This is a genomic window from Acidovorax sp. SDU_ACID1, assembly GCF_045291395.1.
In the GTDB taxonomy this organism is placed as follows: Bacteria; Pseudomonadota; Gammaproteobacteria; order Burkholderiales; family Burkholderiaceae_C; genus MR-S7.
Genome location: NZ_CP152342.1, coordinates 3377522 through 3393333 on the forward strand (window position 1 = coordinate 3377522; position 15812 = coordinate 3393333).

20 protein-coding genes are annotated in these 15812 nt (G+C 67.2%); 4 read left to right on the plus strand and 16 right to left on the minus strand.

The genetic code is table 11. The features are described from left to right. Positions 1-611 precede the first annotated feature (611 nt). The 13 genes from AAG689_RS16570 to AAG689_RS16630 all read right to left on the minus strand — a co-directional run bounded on the left by AAG689_RS16570 (position 612) and on the right by AAG689_RS16630 (position 7857). On the minus strand, positions 612-1799 hold the full coding sequence (locus tag AAG689_RS16570; protein WP_406622929.1) for a zonular occludens toxin family protein: 1188 nt from the start codon (positions 1797-1799) through the stop codon (positions 612-614). Further along, positions 1796-2089, minus strand: a complete 294-nt coding sequence (locus tag AAG689_RS16575; protein WP_406622930.1) for a DUF2523 domain-containing protein — start codon at positions 2087-2089, stop codon at positions 1796-1798. Before AAG689_RS16575 ends, AAG689_RS16570 begins: the two co-directional genes overlap by 4 nt. 4 nt (positions 2090-2093) lie before the next feature. Further along, complete coding sequence (locus AAG689_RS16580; protein WP_406622931.1) at positions 2094-3440, minus strand: virulence factor TspB C-terminal domain-related protein; 1347 nt, start codon at positions 3438-3440, stop codon at positions 2094-2096. Positions 3441-3507: 67 nt separating this feature from the next. Further along, positions 3508-3846: a hypothetical protein gene (locus tag AAG689_RS16585; protein ID WP_406622932.1), complete on the minus strand. Its 339-nt coding sequence runs from the start codon at positions 3844-3846 to the stop codon at positions 3508-3510. Positions 3847-3848: 2 nt separating this feature from the next. Beyond that, positions 3849-4061, minus strand: a complete 213-nt coding sequence (locus AAG689_RS16590) for a major capsid protein (protein WP_406622933.1) — start codon at positions 4059-4061, stop codon at positions 3849-3851. A 66-nt stretch (positions 4062-4127) separates the two neighbouring features. After that, positions 4128-4271: a hypothetical protein gene (locus AAG689_RS16595; protein WP_406622934.1), complete on the minus strand. Its 144-nt coding sequence runs from the start codon at positions 4269-4271 to the stop codon at positions 4128-4130. Next, entirely contained in the window at positions 4262-4537 is a 276-nt protein-coding gene (locus AAG689_RS16600) for a hypothetical protein (protein WP_406622935.1), read from the minus strand. The genes AAG689_RS16595 and AAG689_RS16600 overlap by 10 nt, the downstream gene beginning before the upstream one ends. Positions 4538-4609: 72 nt before the next feature. Continuing rightward, positions 4610-4816: a hypothetical protein gene (locus AAG689_RS16605; RefSeq protein ID WP_406622936.1), complete on the minus strand. Its 207-nt coding sequence runs from the start codon at positions 4814-4816 to the stop codon at positions 4610-4612. Between the two features lie 9 nt (positions 4817-4825). Further along, positions 4826-5152: a hypothetical protein gene (locus AAG689_RS16610; protein WP_406622937.1), complete on the minus strand. Its 327-nt coding sequence runs from the start codon at positions 5150-5152 to the stop codon at positions 4826-4828. Between the two features lie 24 nt (positions 5153-5176). Next, a complete protein-coding gene (locus AAG689_RS16615) occupies positions 5177-6439 on the minus strand; it encodes a replication initiation factor domain-containing protein (RefSeq protein WP_406622938.1) in 1263 nt (420 codons plus the stop codon). Between the two features lie 577 nt (positions 6440-7016). Beyond that, positions 7017-7256, minus strand: a complete 240-nt coding sequence (locus AAG689_RS16620) for a multiprotein-bridging factor 1 family protein (RefSeq protein WP_406622939.1) — start codon at positions 7254-7256, stop codon at positions 7017-7019. Next, positions 7253-7468: a hypothetical protein gene (locus AAG689_RS16625; protein WP_406622940.1), complete on the minus strand. Its 216-nt coding sequence runs from the start codon at positions 7466-7468 to the stop codon at positions 7253-7255. The genes AAG689_RS16620 and AAG689_RS16625 overlap by 4 nt, the downstream gene beginning before the upstream one ends. Next, a complete protein-coding gene (locus AAG689_RS16630; RefSeq protein ID WP_406622941.1) occupies positions 7465-7857 on the minus strand; it encodes a hypothetical protein in 393 nt (130 codons plus the stop codon). The genes AAG689_RS16625 and AAG689_RS16630 overlap by 4 nt, the downstream gene beginning before the upstream one ends. Positions 7858-8056: 199 nt before the next feature. Here AAG689_RS16630 and AAG689_RS16635 point away from each other — a divergent pair, with 199 nt between their 5' ends. Genes AAG689_RS16635 through rapZ form a run of 4 tightly spaced genes read left to right on the plus strand, consistent with a single transcriptional unit; the run spans position 8057 to position 11778 of the window. Further along, positions 8057-8335 carry a hypothetical protein gene (locus AAG689_RS16635; protein WP_406622942.1) on the plus strand — a complete coding sequence of 93 codons (279 nt, stop codon included), beginning with the start codon at positions 8057-8059 and terminating at the stop codon, positions 8333-8335. Between the two features lie 7 nt (positions 8336-8342). Then, complete coding sequence (locus AAG689_RS16640) at positions 8343-9239, plus strand: NAD kinase (protein WP_406622943.1); 897 nt, start codon at positions 8343-8345, stop codon at positions 9237-9239. 2 nt (positions 9240-9241) lie between these two features. Further along, entirely contained in the window at positions 9242-10909 is a 1668-nt protein-coding gene (gene recN, locus AAG689_RS16645) for a DNA repair protein RecN (protein WP_406622944.1), read from the plus strand. Between the two features lie 5 nt (positions 10910-10914). Continuing rightward, on the plus strand, positions 10915-11778 hold the full coding sequence (gene rapZ, locus AAG689_RS16650; protein ID WP_406622945.1) for an RNase adapter RapZ: 864 nt from the start codon (positions 10915-10917) through the stop codon (positions 11776-11778). 110 nt (positions 11779-11888) lie between these two features. On the opposite strand, the gene mutY is transcribed toward rapZ, so the two are convergent. From mutY to mutM, 3 genes are all read right to left on the minus strand, one after another. Then, positions 11889-12923 (minus strand): A/G-specific adenine glycosylase, encoded by a 1035-nt coding sequence (mutY, locus tag AAG689_RS16655; RefSeq protein ID WP_406622946.1) that lies wholly within the window; start codon positions 12921-12923, stop codon positions 11889-11891. Then, positions 12920-14884 carry a dynamin family protein gene (locus tag AAG689_RS16660; RefSeq protein WP_406622947.1) on the minus strand — a complete coding sequence of 655 codons (1965 nt, stop codon included), beginning with the start codon at positions 14882-14884 and terminating at the stop codon, positions 12920-12922. Before AAG689_RS16660 ends, mutY begins: the two co-directional genes overlap by 4 nt. 67 nt (positions 14885-14951) lie before the next feature. Further along, positions 14952-15767: a bifunctional DNA-formamidopyrimidine glycosylase/DNA-(apurinic or apyrimidinic site) lyase gene (mutM, locus tag AAG689_RS16665; protein ID WP_406622948.1), complete on the minus strand. Its 816-nt coding sequence runs from the start codon at positions 15765-15767 to the stop codon at positions 14952-14954. Between the last annotated feature and the right edge of the window lie 45 nt (positions 15768-15812).

Sequence of the window (15812 nt, forward strand, 5' to 3'; positions counted from 1 at the left end):
ACCAAGCCTAAATTGCCTGTCCCGCGCCTTCTTTCGCTCCTCCCTAATTCGCTCCAAGCTGTAATGCGTACTGCCTTGCCGCCCCTGCGCATCAAGAGCGCGAATTCTCTGATCCAGGAGCCTACATTCCATCTCATCACGAAGGCCTGGAGCAGGACGAGCTGTGACAGACGCCGACGAACGCGAAGATGAAGGTACGGCGCGACGATCCCGCTCCAACGCATCCGCAGCACGCTTTTGACTTCGCGCGATCCGGAGCTGATCCTCCCAAGGCATTCCAATGGGCACACGCTCCTTGCGAACCAATGACCAGCCCCGCGTAGAACACGGCTTAGGCAACCAGAACAACCCATCGCCCGCCGTACGGCAGAGATAAACCAGCGTGCTACTAGGCCCAGAGGGATCGGAAAGCGCCGGGGACACGTCCACCGTGACAGCACCCGGGCAAGGCTCAGTGCTGTAAGCATTGCCACACCGGAAAACCTGCGCGTCAGATGCGCCCGACACACCCAGAAGCAGAACTCCAAAAAACATCCAAAGCATCGCCTCATTATGTGAAACAAAACGCTACCGGCAATATTGAGACCTGCGGGCAGGGTGTCAGCCATAAGTCAGCGCGTCAGGCTAGAGCGCACCTGAGCATTGCGCGCGGCCAGCTCCTGTTCCCACTGCGATCGCGGCTGCTGCGGTTGCCGGGACTGCTGGGGCGAGGCCTGGACGTTGCCGCCGGTGAACACCGCTTCTGGCGACACGCGCACCCGTGGAGGGGTAAAGGATGGCGGTGGAGCACCAGAGCCCTGCAGGGCGGCGCTAGCGAGCATCGTGCCGCCCTGGCCCAGGTGCGGCAGATCGCAGATGGCCGTGCGGACTACCCCCTTCCACGTGACCGTCACGATGCACTCGCCGTTGCGGGCGAACTTGTAGCCCATTTCCTCGAGGTCGCGGTTCGTGACCGTGAAGGCGGGTTGACCGCCCTGGCTCACCGCGAGGGTGCAGACGGTTTTCTCACCCATGGCCGCGCAGCCGAGCAGATGCAAACCACGCTCCGCCATGGGATCGTCGGACACCACTTTGAGCGGCTTTGCCCGCTCACGGTCCGCGCCGGCCTGCATGGCGGGTTTCGCGGGCTCAGCTTGTGCCTGGCTCTTGGCGGGTTTCGCCGGTACACCCGCTGCTGTCGGATCCATGTTGGACGCGAGACGCCCGTACATGTGCCACGCGAGGTAGCCGGTGCCGCCGAGGGCCGTCACTGCCACAACCAGGGCGGTGGGGAAGCTGCGGATCGGCTTGATGTGGATAGACGCCGACGTGTAGCTGTCAAAGATGCGCTTGGGCAGCTTGTAACGCTTCTTGATGGGGGCCGAGCGCCAGCCGGTACGGCACTGGTCGGCGCACTCGGGCCATTCGTACCACCAGCGGCCGAGCCAGCCCAGGTCCCGCAGGTGGATATGGCGGCCGACCAGGGCGCGGACGTTGGAGTCCAGCAGGTTTGGGCCTTGCGTGGTCAGGAAGAAGTCCAAGCCCCGATGCCGGTGGGTTTCCAGGGCGGCGATATGGTCAGGGACGGACTTTCCCGCGCCACGTGGGCGCCATACCTGCTGCACTTCATCAATGACGATGGCCGCGCCGTCCGGGACCTCATCCATCCATTTCGTGGGGTCCTCGAGAGGCACGTGCGCCAGCTTGAGGCCGTTCAGGCCGAAGACGAAGAGCGGACGATCCGCGCCGACCGTACGCAGCAGGTCCACAAGAGCAGCGGTTTTGCCGGTGCCGGGAGCACCCGTCAAGAGCGTGATCATGGGTTAGACGCCGTGCCGGTTTGCAGGGCGAAGTGCTTGAGCACCAGCCATGAAATGCCCGCAACCAAGCCGCCGCTAGTGATGCTCATGTAATCGAAGAAGCCAGCGCGGGCGGCGAGCTGGGCGGCCACCGGCAGGATGCCTTGCGTCGCCGCCTTCGCCGAACCGAGCACGTTATTCAGCCCTTCGGTGACACCGGTATAGGTGACCGTGCCGACGCCGAGCGCGGCCAGGACGCGGGAGACGATGGGCCAGGAGATATCCGAGAGCCACTTTGCCAAGCCATCCATGCCGCTACCTCCTCAGAAATCCGACCATGCCGAGCGCGACCGAGAGCCACGCGAGCGCTATCACTACGGGACGCACGCCATCCGCCCATTGGCACCATGCATCCCACGGCCATTCCAGCTTGCCGATGCGGGTAACCACCGTGAGCGGGGGCGGGCAAGACTGGCCAGGGGTGCCAAACCCGGATTGGGGTGCAATGGTCCCGGTGTTGATGTCACGGTTCTTGACTGGCTCGGCCTCACCAGCAGAGCCCGGTTTCTGGCACACGAAGGTCTCCGGGAACAGCTTGCACAACAGGCTGTCGTCCTTATCGCCGTCACCATCACCGTTCCCGCCACCACCGCCGCCGCCACCGCCGCCGCCACCGCCGCCGCCACCACCACCACCACCGCCACCACCACCGCCGCCGCCTTCGCCCTCGCCGTCACCTTCGCCGTCGCCCCCACCACCGCCACCGCCACCGCCACCGCCACCTTCGCCTTCGCCTTCGCCTTCGCCAGGAGGGCAGACACCAGCAGTACACCCGCCATCATCAGGAGGGCCGACAGGCTCATCATCGTCATCATCACCATTCCCGCCCCCGCCGCCACCTTCGCCGCCGCCCTCACCGCCGCCGCCTTCGCCACCGCCGCCCTCGCCGCCACCTTCACCGCCGCCGCCTTCGCCACCGCCGCCGCTTCCGCCGCTACCCGAGCCGCCAGTCTGGGGCGGAGGGCTAGACGGGTCAGGGGTCTTTTGCGTGCACTGCGCGCCCGTGCTGGTGTACGCGTGCTCGCAGAACGACTTATGGGGGACACCCTCCTCGGGAACAGTCTCGATCGAACAATCCTGGACACCCTGGTGCGCCCACACACAGGCACCGTCGCAGTAAGAGCCGGGAGGCGAAACCGGATCGCCGATGGGCTTACCGTCCGGAGGCACGTCAGTCCACCAGCTGCTGAAAAATGTGTAATTCGCCTGCTTCCCCGCCTCGCACTTCGGAGGCTTTACGCACTGGCCGTCCTTCTCCTCAAAGCCGGCTTCGCAGAAGCAGCCATCGCCTACCTTGACCGAGTTAGCAGGACAGGAATAGACGGACTCGGGCTTAGTGCACATTGAAGAATAGACGCCCTTAGCACTAGACCCATCCCAGCCGAGCGCCGCCGACGAGTAAGACCAGCCGCACTCACGCGCGGACCGCCCCTCAAAGCCGCAGACCCACTTAGCTGTAATTGACGGATTACTGACGTAACCCCGCGGAAAATTAGCCGGCGTGCAACTGCCATCGGGCTGGGTGACGATTGGCGGGAACGCATGGACCGGCGAAACGCAGCCAAGCACCCAGATAACCAACGCGACGAAGACGCGGACCATCACAAGCCCCTCAAAAGCAGCGCGGCCATGCCGAGCACGGCCACGGTGAGCATCAATGCATCTGGTGTCATGTTTCCCCCTGGTTGCCCCAATTGGTGACCGCGTGCCAGACGACGCGGCCCAGGAACGTGACCGCACCAACCGACAGCAGGACAGCAGCCACGGCCCAGGCCAGTTCCATGGCCTCCTCGCGCTGCATGAGCCCGCAGGGCTGCGGATCGACCGCCACCACACGCATAAGCACTGCGCCAGTGCTTATGTTTGTGGCCTCGTAGGTGATCGAGGTGGGCGTGACAGCACTGGCGGCGATGGCGTAGCCATCCTGCACAGTGCCGGAGACCGCAGCGGCTGCGGCCTCATTGGCAGCTTGTGGCGTGCCGTAGCACTGGCCCGCAAACTGCCACATGGTCAGCGCACCGCGCGACGCAGGAACAGGATGGCGGCCACGGCGATGACGGCCACGATGACCAGAGTTGCAGCGCTGACGCCGTCCGTTTTCATGTCGCCCAGGGCGGTGGTGACTTCAGCGGGCAGTGCGGCGTGCGCCTGCGATGCCAGGGCGAGCGCGCCAGCGGATGCGGCCTGAGCCAGACGGCGGGTTTGCGTGTTGAAACGGTTCATGTTGATGCTCCTAAAAGGTTCATGGAATGACGCGGATTGCGTCCGAGTGCCCCGCACGCGAGGCAGTCAGCCGGAATCCCTCTTGCCCTGGATCGCCTCGCGGATGAACCGGACGGCGCGCACTGCGGCTATGGCTGTCATGACCATGGCCGCAGCACGGGAGCCGTTCAGGGCCATGCCGAGGAGGATTTCAAGTACCGCTACTGGCATGCGGTGCTCGCGTGGCGCTTGCGCAGGACGTTCGCCATGGCGCGGCGCACGCTGCTGGACATACCGGGCAGCAGCAGGGGACCGTGCACGTTGCGCATGCGCGCCGTGGCGATGCGGATGCGCTTGTCTTCCCACGCCTGGATAGCGTCAGCGACGCGCAACAAGGCGCGCATGAGGAGCGACCAGCAGATGGCGCCCAGGACGCCGCCGAGCATCGACAGCTTCACGATGGATGCCCCTAAGGCTTGCAGCTCGGTTTCTGTCATTCCTATTGGCATTTGGTCTCCGGGAACGAATTGCGATGTTTGGCGCCTGATGGTGAGGTGCCATACATCGGGTTAAAGCTCTACAGGGCGGTGCAATTTGGACAGGTCCACGACCTGCACCTGATGGCACGGCTCTACGTGGTCTTCGATCAGCTGCGCGCAGGTTTCGAGGTCTTCGACCGCTACCGCTTCGCGCAGCAGGAGCACCCATTCGGGCTGTCCGTCCTCATACGAGGGGGCCAGGAAGCAGCCCGTGAACGCCGATTGGATGACGTACATGCCAGCCTCTTACGATGCCTTCGGAGCGGCCGGTTTGGCTTGCTCCAGGGGGCGGATGTCGACCAGGACCATCTTTGTGCCGTCCTGCGCTGCTGCTGCCATTTCGAAGGTGGCGATGGCCTTCACGGGCATGGATTGGCCGAGGTGCGCCCACTTGTCGAAATTACTGGCATCAGCCAGTTTGAAAGGGCGCGTGGCGCGGCCGATGGAGCGACCAGAGCCGTTTTCCGCAAGGTCGACTTCGCAGTGGAAGACGGTATTGTTGTATTCGCGGCCTTCAATGACGCCCTTGCTTTCCTTGACGCCGTGGACGATGACTTCGGATTTGAATTGCATGGTGTTTCCTTTGTGGTCTTTGGTTTAGGCCTGTGCGAATGCGTGACCAGCGCTTTCGGCCTTGCGGGTTCTGTGGTGCGCGCTGCTGTAGGCGCGGCGGATTTCGGTTTGCTTGAATCGGCGCAGACGACCGGGAACGTTTTGGTTCGTGACCATTTCAAGGAAGGCGTCAGTGCCGAGGTGTTCGAATGCCAGGGCCATGCTGGGTGCGGCGACGTCGCGCAGCCAACGCACGTTGCGGGTGACTTCGGCTTCGATGGTTTGGGCCGCGAGCTTTGCTTCGCAGGGCACGGGCTCGGGCAGGGCCTGCGCGGCGGGTTTGGCTTCGCGCAAGATGGCCGCGTGGTAGTCGCTGGCGCCTGCGAAGTAGTCTTGCGGGCGGCGCAGCATGTCGGTGTTCAGTACGCGCAGTTTGTTGCCGTAGCGCAGTTCCGCGCGCAGCCAGTTGGTGGCGTCTTTTTCTCCGAAGAGCTGGTGGCCTTTTTCGTAGAAGTTGGTTTGCTTGCCCGCTTCCTTGCTGCCCATGTAGAAGCTGCGCGCCTTGCCGTTGCACCAGTCTCCGACCATGTTGCATTTCGGGCGCTTGCCTGCCACGTCGCACAGGCCGTTTTCGTAGTCCCGCTTGATGCGCTCCATGCCGCCTGTGATGCCTTCGAAGAAGTCCAGGGCGAGATCGATGCGGGTCATGGTGCCGCCCACGTCATCGATGAGGTTTGCGAGGTGATCGCGCCAGCCGTTTTGGGCGAAGGTGCAGGCCGTGCCATAGAGGTTGACGTGCATGGTTTTGGCCTGGGCTTGCTGGCGCGGGCTGTCGCCGCTTGCGAGGAAGCCGACCCAACCGACTTCACTGCCGTTGCGCTCGATGCTCCAGCGGTGACGGTAGAAGTCGTGGCCTTTGCGCAGTTCGGGGGCGACGGTGAAGTCTTCGCCCAAGGTTTCCGCTACGCGTTCGGCCAGCTCCATGGCTTGCGCGCTTGGAGCGAATTCGGCGTTCGGGAGCTTGGCCAGGAGCTTGCGAAGGCGCATGAGGCGTTGACCCCGTTCGCTGCGCTCCTGTTCGCTGACAGGCTCCATGTCCACGTCGGGCGTGGGCGTGGGGAACAGGGTTTCGATGCCGGGCATCGGGGCGTTGCGCAGCAGGCAGGTGAAGCGCACCCAGTCCACATGCACGATGTTGCCGGTTTCGGTGCGCTCGGCCAGAAGGCGGAATTTGATTTCGTTGCCTTCGAGGACCAGGGAGCAAGTTTTGGAATGCTTGTTCAGGACGGAGCGTGTCGGGCGGGTCATTGAAGGTTCTCCCCGTGATTACCATCGGGGAGGGCTTGCGCCTGCCCCGCCCCGGCGCGCGCGCCCGCGCTCCGCTTTCCGTGCGCGCGCGCCGCGCCGGCATCGGCGCCGCAGTCACACACGCCGCAGGCACCCCAGCAGGGAGCACAAGATGCAGGGCGCATCCCTGCGGGACCGGGCTCTATGGCTTCGCCACCAAGCCCCGCACGCGGGTCTTGGCCCATTCGGGTGACGATCCCTTGCGCGGGGGGGCACACAGGCCCGCAGACAGCGCAATCGGCGCAGGGAGGACCAGACTCAGCGCCTGCGGCGGGCTTGTCTTCCAGGGCGCGCAGCGGGACCTCTGCCGTGCGCGTGGCGGGCACTACGCGGCCAGCGGCGGGGACTGCGAGGGCTTCGGCATGCGTTGCGCCCGGCAGCGGGGGGCACGGGGCGCAACTGGCCGGGGACATGGGGCTGCACCCCATACCCCGCAGGGGCGCGGCGCACGATGGCAGGCAGGCGAGGACGTGTTTCATGCTCACGGCCGCGGTGGCGGGTTTCGCGGCCGCAGCTTGTGCCTGGCTATTGGCGGGTTTCACCATGCCGCCCCCAACGCGCGCTCAATGGCGCGGCGCGTGGACCAGTCCACGTAGTCACCGGATTCGGCGCGCTGGAAGGTGCGCAGGCTCACGCGGCAGCGCTTGGCGGCTTCGGGTTGCGTGAGGCCCTGCGCCACGCGCTGGCGGCGAATGAACGTCGCGCCGCGCGGGGCCTCATAGGGGCCGCGACGGCCGGCGCCGGCCTCGATGGCGGGATTCGTGAAGATGCCGATCATGGGAGCAGCCCTTGCGCACCTTCGAGGCGCAGGACGTGCAGGCGGGCGCGATCTGGCGTCTTGCCGTCGCGCAGGTACGCGGCGCAGGCCTGCGCGGCGGTTTTGTAGTCGGCAGCAGAGCGGGCATTGCCGTCGCGGATGGAGGCAGGCACCGGGGCCGCAAGGGCGCGGCGGCAGCGGTATTGCAGGTCGCGTTTGGCCTCCGGGCTCATTGCAGAACCCCATTGCGGCGGGCACCGTACAGGCCGACCTGTTTCCAGTTGCGATTGGTCAGGGCGAAGCGCACCAGAGACTGCAGCAGTTCGTTCTTGCTGCAATCCAAGTCGGCGGCGATCTCGTTCAGGGTCGCAACGATTTCGGGCTTGTCGGTGAAATCAACTCGGGCCTTTTCAGCGCGATAGGCAGCCTTGCGAGCTGCTGCGCTGGCATGGACTGCCTTGCGCCCCCGTCGCTTTTCGTTCCCGGGCTCGCATTGGTTGCCACCCTCGCCGCCAACCTGAGCTACCAGGGCTGCGGATGCACCCGCACAGACGGGAGGGTGGCAATCGTTTGCCGCTTCGGGGGCGGCGATTTCGGGAAGAAGGAGTTGGAGGGCTGGCATGGGTAGCTCCATGGGTTAAACCAAAGAACACGCCCTGCTTCTGGCTGTAGGCCGCGCCGTTGATCACTGCGACTGGCCGGGAATGCCCAATGGTGATAAAGTCCGTTACCAGAAACGCTTTACTGCATCCGGATTACGTAATGTGTAATTTACCACAAATTACCAGAAACGTAATTTGATATTTCCTATGGAGATTCACATGTCATATGCAGAACTAATCGCCAACCTGACAGCCGACGACCGCAAAGCACTCGCTGCCCAAGGCGTGCCCGCCTCTCGGGTTTCAGAATGGAAAACCGGATTTCGCCTACCTACACGCCCCCAAACACTCGCATTGGCGCTGGTAAAGAACATCGACCCGATCGCCCTCGAGCGAGAGCTAATGCTGATCGAAACAGAGAAAGAAGCCGAGCGGAAGCCAGAAGCACGCGAACTACTCAATCGAGCTCGAGAGCGTTACATCACACTAATGATGTAATTACCGCATGAAGCCTATCTTCCGCAGCGTCGCACTCATCGGCAAGTACCAGGGGCCCGCCGCCGGCGCCACCCCCGACACGCTGCGCCAGGCGATCAAGAACATCGCAGGCTTCGTGGAGCAGCAGGGCTGCGAGCTGACGCTGGAGGCCGGCACGGCGGCCAACACCGGCCTGACGGGCTATGCCACGCTGGACATCGACGGCATCGGCCGCCATTGCGACCTGGGCCTGGTGGTGGGCGGCGACGGCACCATGCTCGGCGTAGGGCGGCGGCTGGCCAGCTACGGCACGCCGCTGGCGGGCATCAACAAGGGGCGGCTGGGCTTCATCACCGACATTCCGCTGGACGGCTACCAGGCCGCGCTGACCTCCATGCTGGCGGGCGACTACGAGGAAGACGTGCGCCCGCTCATGCACGCGCGGGTAATGCGCGGCGCGGAGTGCGTGTTCGAGGCGCTGGCCCTCAACGACGTGGTGGTCAACCGCGGCTCCACCTCCGGCATGGTGGAGCTGCGCGTGGAGGTGGACGGGGTGTTCGTCTCCAACCAGCGCGCCGACGGCCTCATCGTCGCCTCGCCCACCGGCTCCACCGCCTATTCGCTGTCGGCGGGCGGGCCCATCCTGCACCCGTCGATCCCGGGCTGGGTGCTGGTGCCGATCGCACCGCACACGCTGTCCAACCGGCCCATCGTGCTGCCCGACGAGACCGAGGTGGCGATCGAGGTGGTGAGCGGACGCGACGTCAGCGCCAGCTTCGACATGCAGTCGCTCGCCTCGCTGCAGCACGGCGACCGCGTGCTGGTGCGCCGCTCGGCGCACCGCGTATGCTTCCTGCATCCGCTCGGATGGAGTTACTTTGCCACCCTGCGCAAGAAGCTGCGCTGGAACGAAGGAGGTTCCTGAACATGGCCTTGAAGCGGATCGCGCTGCGCGATTTCGTGATCGTGCAGTCGCTGGATCTGGACCTGCATGCCGGCTTCACGGTGCTCACGGGCGAGACCGGCGCGGGCAAGTCCATTCTCATCGATGCGCTGCAACTGCTGCTGGGCGCGCGCGCCGACACCGGCGTGATCCGCGAGGGCGCGCAGCGCACCGACATCTGCGCCGAATTCGACGCCGGCCCGTCCGCACTGGCCGCCTGGCTGGACGAAGCCGGCATTCCGCAGGACGACGCGTTGCTGCTGCGCCGCACCATCGACCTGCAGGGCAAGAGCCGCGCGTGGATCAACGGTATCCCGGCCACGGCGGCGCAGATGCGTGCGCTGGGCGAGTACCTGCTGGACATCCACGGCCAGCACGCCTGGCAGAGCCTGACCCGCCCCGAGGCCGTGCGCGGCCTGCTCGATGCCTATGCCGGCGTGCAGGCGCAGCCCCTGGCGGCGCTGTGGACGGCCTGGCGCGACGCGCACAAGGCGCTGGCCCATGCGCGCACCGCGCAGGACACGCTGCAGCAGGAGCGCGAGCGCCTGCAGTGGCAGATCGGCGAGATGGACAAGCTCGCGCCCCAGCCGGACGAATGGGACGACCTCAACGCCCGGCACGCGCGCCTGTCCAACGCCCAGGCCCTGCTGGACAACGCCCAGGGGGCCCTGGGCGCACTGGAGGACGACGAGGGGGGCGGCGCGCTGCACGCGCTGGCGCAGGCGCAGCACCTGCTGGAAGGCTATGCGCACGTAGACGATGAATTCCGCGCCATGGGCGAGGTGCTGGCTTCCTGCATCGCCCAGGCCAACGACGTGGCCCACTCGCTGCAGAGCTACCTGCGCGATGCCGAGCCCGACCCGGACCAGTTGCAGGCGCTGGACGCGCGCCTGTCGCAATGGCTGTCGCTCGCGCGGCGCTACAAGCGCACGCCGCAGGAGTTGCCGGCGTTGCTCGACGGCTGGAAGCGCGAGCTGCGCCAGCTCGACAGCGCCGCCGACCTGGCCGCGCTGGAGGCGGCCGAACACACCCACGCCGCCGCCTACCGCAAGGCCGCCACCGCCCTGTCGCGCCAGCGCGCCAAGGCGGCGCCGGGCCTGGCCCAGGCCATCACCCAGGCCATGCAGGGGCTGGGTATGGCCGGAGGGCGGTTCGAGGCGCAGGTCGACAAGGCGGCAGAGCCCGGCCCCCAAGGCATGGACCAGGTGGCCTTCCTGGTCAGCAGCCACCCGGGCATGACGCCGCGGCCCATCGGCAAGGTGGCCTCGGGCGGCGAGCTGTCACGCATCTCGCTGGCCATCTCGGTCACCACCAGCGAGCTGGGCGAGGCGCCCACGCTGATCTTCGACGAGGTGGATTCCGGCGTGGGCGGCGCAGTGGCCGAGACCGTGGGGCGACTGATGCAGCAGCTCGGCCAGGCCCGCCAGGTGCTGGCCGTCACGCACCTGCCGCAGGTGGCGGCCTGCGCGGACCACCACCTGGTGGTCGCCAAGCACAAGCGCGCCGGCGGCACGACCAGCTCGGTGGCGCCCGCAGCGCAGGACGAGCGCGTGGCCGAGCTGGCGCGCATGCTGGGCGGGCAGCAGCAATCGCCCACCACGCTGGCGCACGCACGCGAGATGCTCGAAGGCGCGCGCGCCGTGGAGCGCTAGCCGCCATGGCACTCGAAATCGTCGTCATCACCGGCATGTCCGGCTCGGGCAAGTCCGTGGCGCTGCACGCGCTGGAGGATGCGGGCTACTACTGCGTGGACAACCTGCCGCCGGAGCTGCTGTCGTCGTTCGTAGCGCTGGAGCACACGCACCACGGCAACCGAGTGGCCATCGCCATGGACGTGCGCAGCGCCACCGCCCTGCCCCTGGTACCGCGCCAGCTCGCGCTGCTGCGCGAACAGGGCGTGCAGGTGCAGTCGCTGTTCCTCGACGCCACCACCGACACGCTGGTGCGGCGCTTTTCCGAGACGCGCCGGCGCCACCCGCTGTCCAAGGATGAGCTGCGCGACGGCCAGCGCGCGCTGCTGCAGACCATCGAGCTGGAGCGCGAGTTGCTGGCCGAGCTGCGCGAGACCTCGCACGTCATCGATACCAGTGCCATCCGGGCCTCGCAGTTGCAGAGCTACGTGAAGGGCCTGCTGTCGGTGCCGCCGGGGCGGCTCACGCTGGTGTTCCAGTCGTTCGCGTTCAAGCGCGGCATTCCCGTGGATGCGGACTACGTGTTCGACGTGCGCATGCTGCCCAACCCGCACTACGAGCCGCAGCTGCGCAACCAGACCGGCAAGGACGCGCCCGTGGCCGCCTTCCTGCGCCAGCAGCCCGAGGTGCTGACCATGCTCGCACACATCGAGCAGTTCCTGGACCACTGGCTGCAGGCGCTGGCGCACAACCACCGCAGCTACGTCACGGTGGCCATCGGCTGCACCGGCGGGCAACACCGCTCGGTGTACCTGGTGGAGCAATTGGCGGAGCACTTCGCCAGCCGCTGGAATACCCTGCGGCGGCACCGCGAACTGGATGGACGGTAAGCCTTTCCGCTATTCAATTCGTAGCTGGTCGCGCTTGTCCAGCGGGGTATTCAGTATGAAAAGCATCCGAATCCGTTGGACAAAAAGCGCAAGCAGCTATTGTTTTTGAACTACAGGCCGTCCAGCAGCTTGCGCACGGGCGCAGGCAGCCCCAGGGCGCCCCACTGCGGCGCCGTGTACCAATCTCCCTGCATTCCGGCCGTTGCGCCACTGCGCAGCAGCACCGGATGCAGGTGCAGGTCGCGGTGGGTCAGCACGTGGGTGAAGGCGGGCAGGTCCTGCGCGCGGGCGGCATCCGCGCCCAGCGCGGCGTCCAACGCCTCGCGGCTCATGAACACGGGCGGGCAGTAGAGCCCGGCCCAGATGCCCGTGGACGGGCGGCGCTCCAGCCACAGCCGGCCCCCGCCATCCTCGCGCAGCAGCAGCCACCATGCCTGCGCGCTGCGCTTGAGCTTGCGCGTGCGCACCGGGTAGTCCTGCGGGTTGCCCCGGCGCTGCGCGGTGCATGCGCCCTGCAGCGGGCACAGCAGACAAGCAGGGTTGCGCGGCAGGCAGATGCCCGCACCCAGGTCCATCAACCCCTGCGTGTAGCGCGGCATGGCCTGCTCCAGGTCCTCGCGCGGCAGCAGGTCCTCGGCCAGCGTCCACAGCGCGCGCTCGTTGCGCGCCTCGGCCAGGTCGCCGCCGAAGCCCAGCACCCGCGTGAGCACGCGCCGCACGTTGGCGTCGAGGATCGGCGCGCGCACGCCGAAGCAGAACGACGCGATGGCCCCCGCCGTGGAACGGCCGATGCCCGGCAGCGCCGCCAGCGCCTCCACGGTGCGCGGGAACGCGCCGCCGTGCTGCTCCACCACGATCTGCGCGCAGCGGTGCAGGTTGCGCGCGCGGCTGTAGTAGCCCAGGCCGCTCCATAGCGCCAGCACCTCGTCCTGCGGCGCGGCCGCCAGGTCGTGCACGGTGGGAAAGCGCTGCAGGAAGCGTGCGTAGTACTCCAGCACCGTGGCCACCTGGGTCTGCTGCAGCATGATTTCGGAGAGCCACACGCGGTAGGCATCGCGCGTGTTCTGCCAGGGCAGATGGTTGCGGCCGTGCCCAGCCTGCCAGCGCACCACCTGCGCCGCGATCTCCACCGCCGGCCCGCTCATGCCGTCAGGGGCAAGGGAGTCGTGTCGACCGCTTCGGAATGCACGCCCGGCGGCACGATGCCGGCGGTGAGTTCCTGCAGGCGCGTTTCCAGGCCGGCAAGGTGGCGCTCGGCCTGCTCGATCTCGGCGATGCGGTCGGCCAGCCCGTTGGCGGCCTCCTGGATGCGGTTCACCGCCTCGATGCGCCGCGAGAAGCTGCGCTTGCGCTCGCGCAGCTGCGCGTCCAGCTGCGCCGTGGCGGTCTTGCTCCACATCTCCAGCTCGTTGGCAGCGGACTCGAACACCGTGCGCAGGCGCAACATCAGCGCGCGCGCCAGGCGCTGGGCGAATTCCGGCTGCGCCAGGCGCAGCGCATTGCCCATGCCCACGTACTGCAGGTGGCGCTGCTCGATCGCCACGATGTCCTGCACGTAGGACGCCAGCTGCGGCGCCGGCGGCACCTGCAGCGAGAAGCCGAACTCGGCGTTGAGCTGGCGGAAGGTGCCGCCCAGCATGGCTTGGATCTCGATGCCCGAGGCCTGGGCCGCCTCCATGGCGGTGCGCAGGCGCGCGAACGTGTCGCCATAGACCTTACGCACGCCGAGCTTCAGGCCCTTGGCCTGCAGCGCCTCGGCCAGCTCGGCCAGCTCGGCCTTGAGCGCACGCGAGCCCAGTTGCTGGAAGACGCCCTGCAGCATCTTCAAGTGAACCGCGCGCACGGCCTGAATCTTGGCCGCGCTGTGGTCGAACTCCCGCTGCTCCTGTTCGATGCGCCCGCGCATGGCCTCGATCACCGAGGCGTTCTTGCCGCGCAGGCTGCGCAGCTCCAGCATCTGGTCGTCCAGGTCGCGGCGGCGGATGTTGATCACGCGCGTTGTCTCGGCCCGCAGCCCGGCCACGCCGCCGGCGACCGCGGAGCGCAGGATCGCCTGGCGCCGGCCCATGATGCCCTCGGCCAGCGCCTCCTCGAGCTGCGGCAGGCCGCTGGACTCCAGCAGCACGTCGTCGCAGTTGATCTTGGCCACCAGCCCCTTCTGGGCGGACACGGGCACCACGCGCGCCACGGGCATGCCCAGCATCTCGGCCGACGTGTGGCGCTGGCGCTCGATCTGCGCCTGCACCTGCGAGGGCGAGTTGAGCGTGTCCCACAGCGTGTCGATCTTGTTGAGCACCACTAGGCGGGTGTCGGCGGCGTCCTCGGCGTCGCCCAGGTGATCGCGCCAGATGGACAGGTCCGAGCGCGTCACGCCGGTGTCCGCGCCCAGGATGAACACCACGGCATGCGCCTGCGGGATGAGGTTGATGGTCAGCTCCGGCTCCGCGCCCACGGCATTGAGCCCGGGCGTGTCCAGGATCACCAGCCCCTGGCGCAGCAGCGGGTGGGGAATGTTGATGATGGCGTGGCGCCACATCGGCACCTCGACCAGTCCGGCGGCGTCGGGCACGGGGTTGTCGTCTGGCGCCTCGTCGTCCCAGAATCCCAGCGCGCGCGCCTCGTCCAGCGGCACGCGGCGCACTTCCGACACTTTTTCCAATGCCCGGGCCATCTGCTGCGCGTCGTCCATGTCCAGTGCCACGGTCACCCAGCGCTCGGGCTTGAGCCTCCATTCGGCCAGTCCCGGCGCCTGCATGCGCGTCTCGATGGGCAGCAGGCGCAGGCTGGGCGGCGTGTCGGGCTCGTAGCCCAGCTCGGTCGGGCACATGGTCGTGCGCCCGGCGCTGGCCGGCATGATGCGGCGCCCATAGCCGGCGAAGAAGATGGCGTTGATCAGTTCCGACTTGCCGCGCGAGAACTCGGCCACGAACGCCACGGTGACCTTGTCGCCGCGGACCTGCTCCTCCAGGCGGTGCAGGCGTTCTTCCACGGCCGCATCCATGAGGTCGTGCGAACCCATCCACTGGCTGAGCTGCTTGAGCTGGTGGGCAAAAGCACGCCTCCAAGCGCCATGCTGGTCGAACTGTTCGTTGAAAGAAGGTCCCACTGTGCTCCCGGATGTCGATAGCCCCGCCAGGGCGGGGCTTCGCGCAATACTAGCACCGCCACTACGGCTACGCTCTCTGACAGCGCACGCAGAAATAGGTGCTGCGCTGCCCCTGGCGCAGCAGGCGCACAGGCGTGCCGCAGGTGCGGCACGGCAGCCCGTCGCGCCCGTAGACGTTCGCGTCCAGCTGGAAGTGGCCGGCGTTGCCATCCACCCCGGAAAAGTCGCGCAAGGTGCTGCCGCCGCGCTCCACCGCCCGCGCCAGTACGTCGCGGATCGCCGCATGCAGCCGCCGGGCGCGCTGCGGTCCGATGGCGCTGGCGCGCGTCGTGGGCCGGATGCCCGCGAGGAACAGCACCTCCGACGCATAGATGTTGCCCACGCCCACCACCAGCTTGCCCGCCAGCAGCAACTGCTTGATGGGCTGGCGGCTCGCGCGCAGGCCCGCGTGGAAGGCGTCGAAGCCGAAGGCCTCCTCCAGCGGCTCCACGCCCAGGCCACCCAGCAGCTTGCGCGCCAGCGGATCGTCCTCGCCGGCCACCCACACCACCGCGCCGAACCGACGCGGGTCGTGCAGGCGCAGCGTGCCCTGATCGGTCTGCATCTCGAAATGGTCGTGCACGCCCAGCTCCGGCAGCTCCGCAGCGAAGCGCAGACTGCCCGACATGCCCAGGTGGATCAGCAACAGGCCCTCGCCCAGGTCCACCAGCAGGTATTTGCCGCGGCGGCGCACCTCCCGCACGCGCCGCCCGGCGAGCAGGCCGGGCGCGATACCCAGCGGCCAGCGCAAGGGCTTGCCCAGCAGAACCGCCCGGACCTCGGCGCCCCGGATCGCCTCGGCGAAACCGCGCCGCGTCACCTCCACCTCGGGCAACTCAGGCATGCCACCACCCGTCAAAAAGTCCTGAAGGCGTGGATTATCATGGCC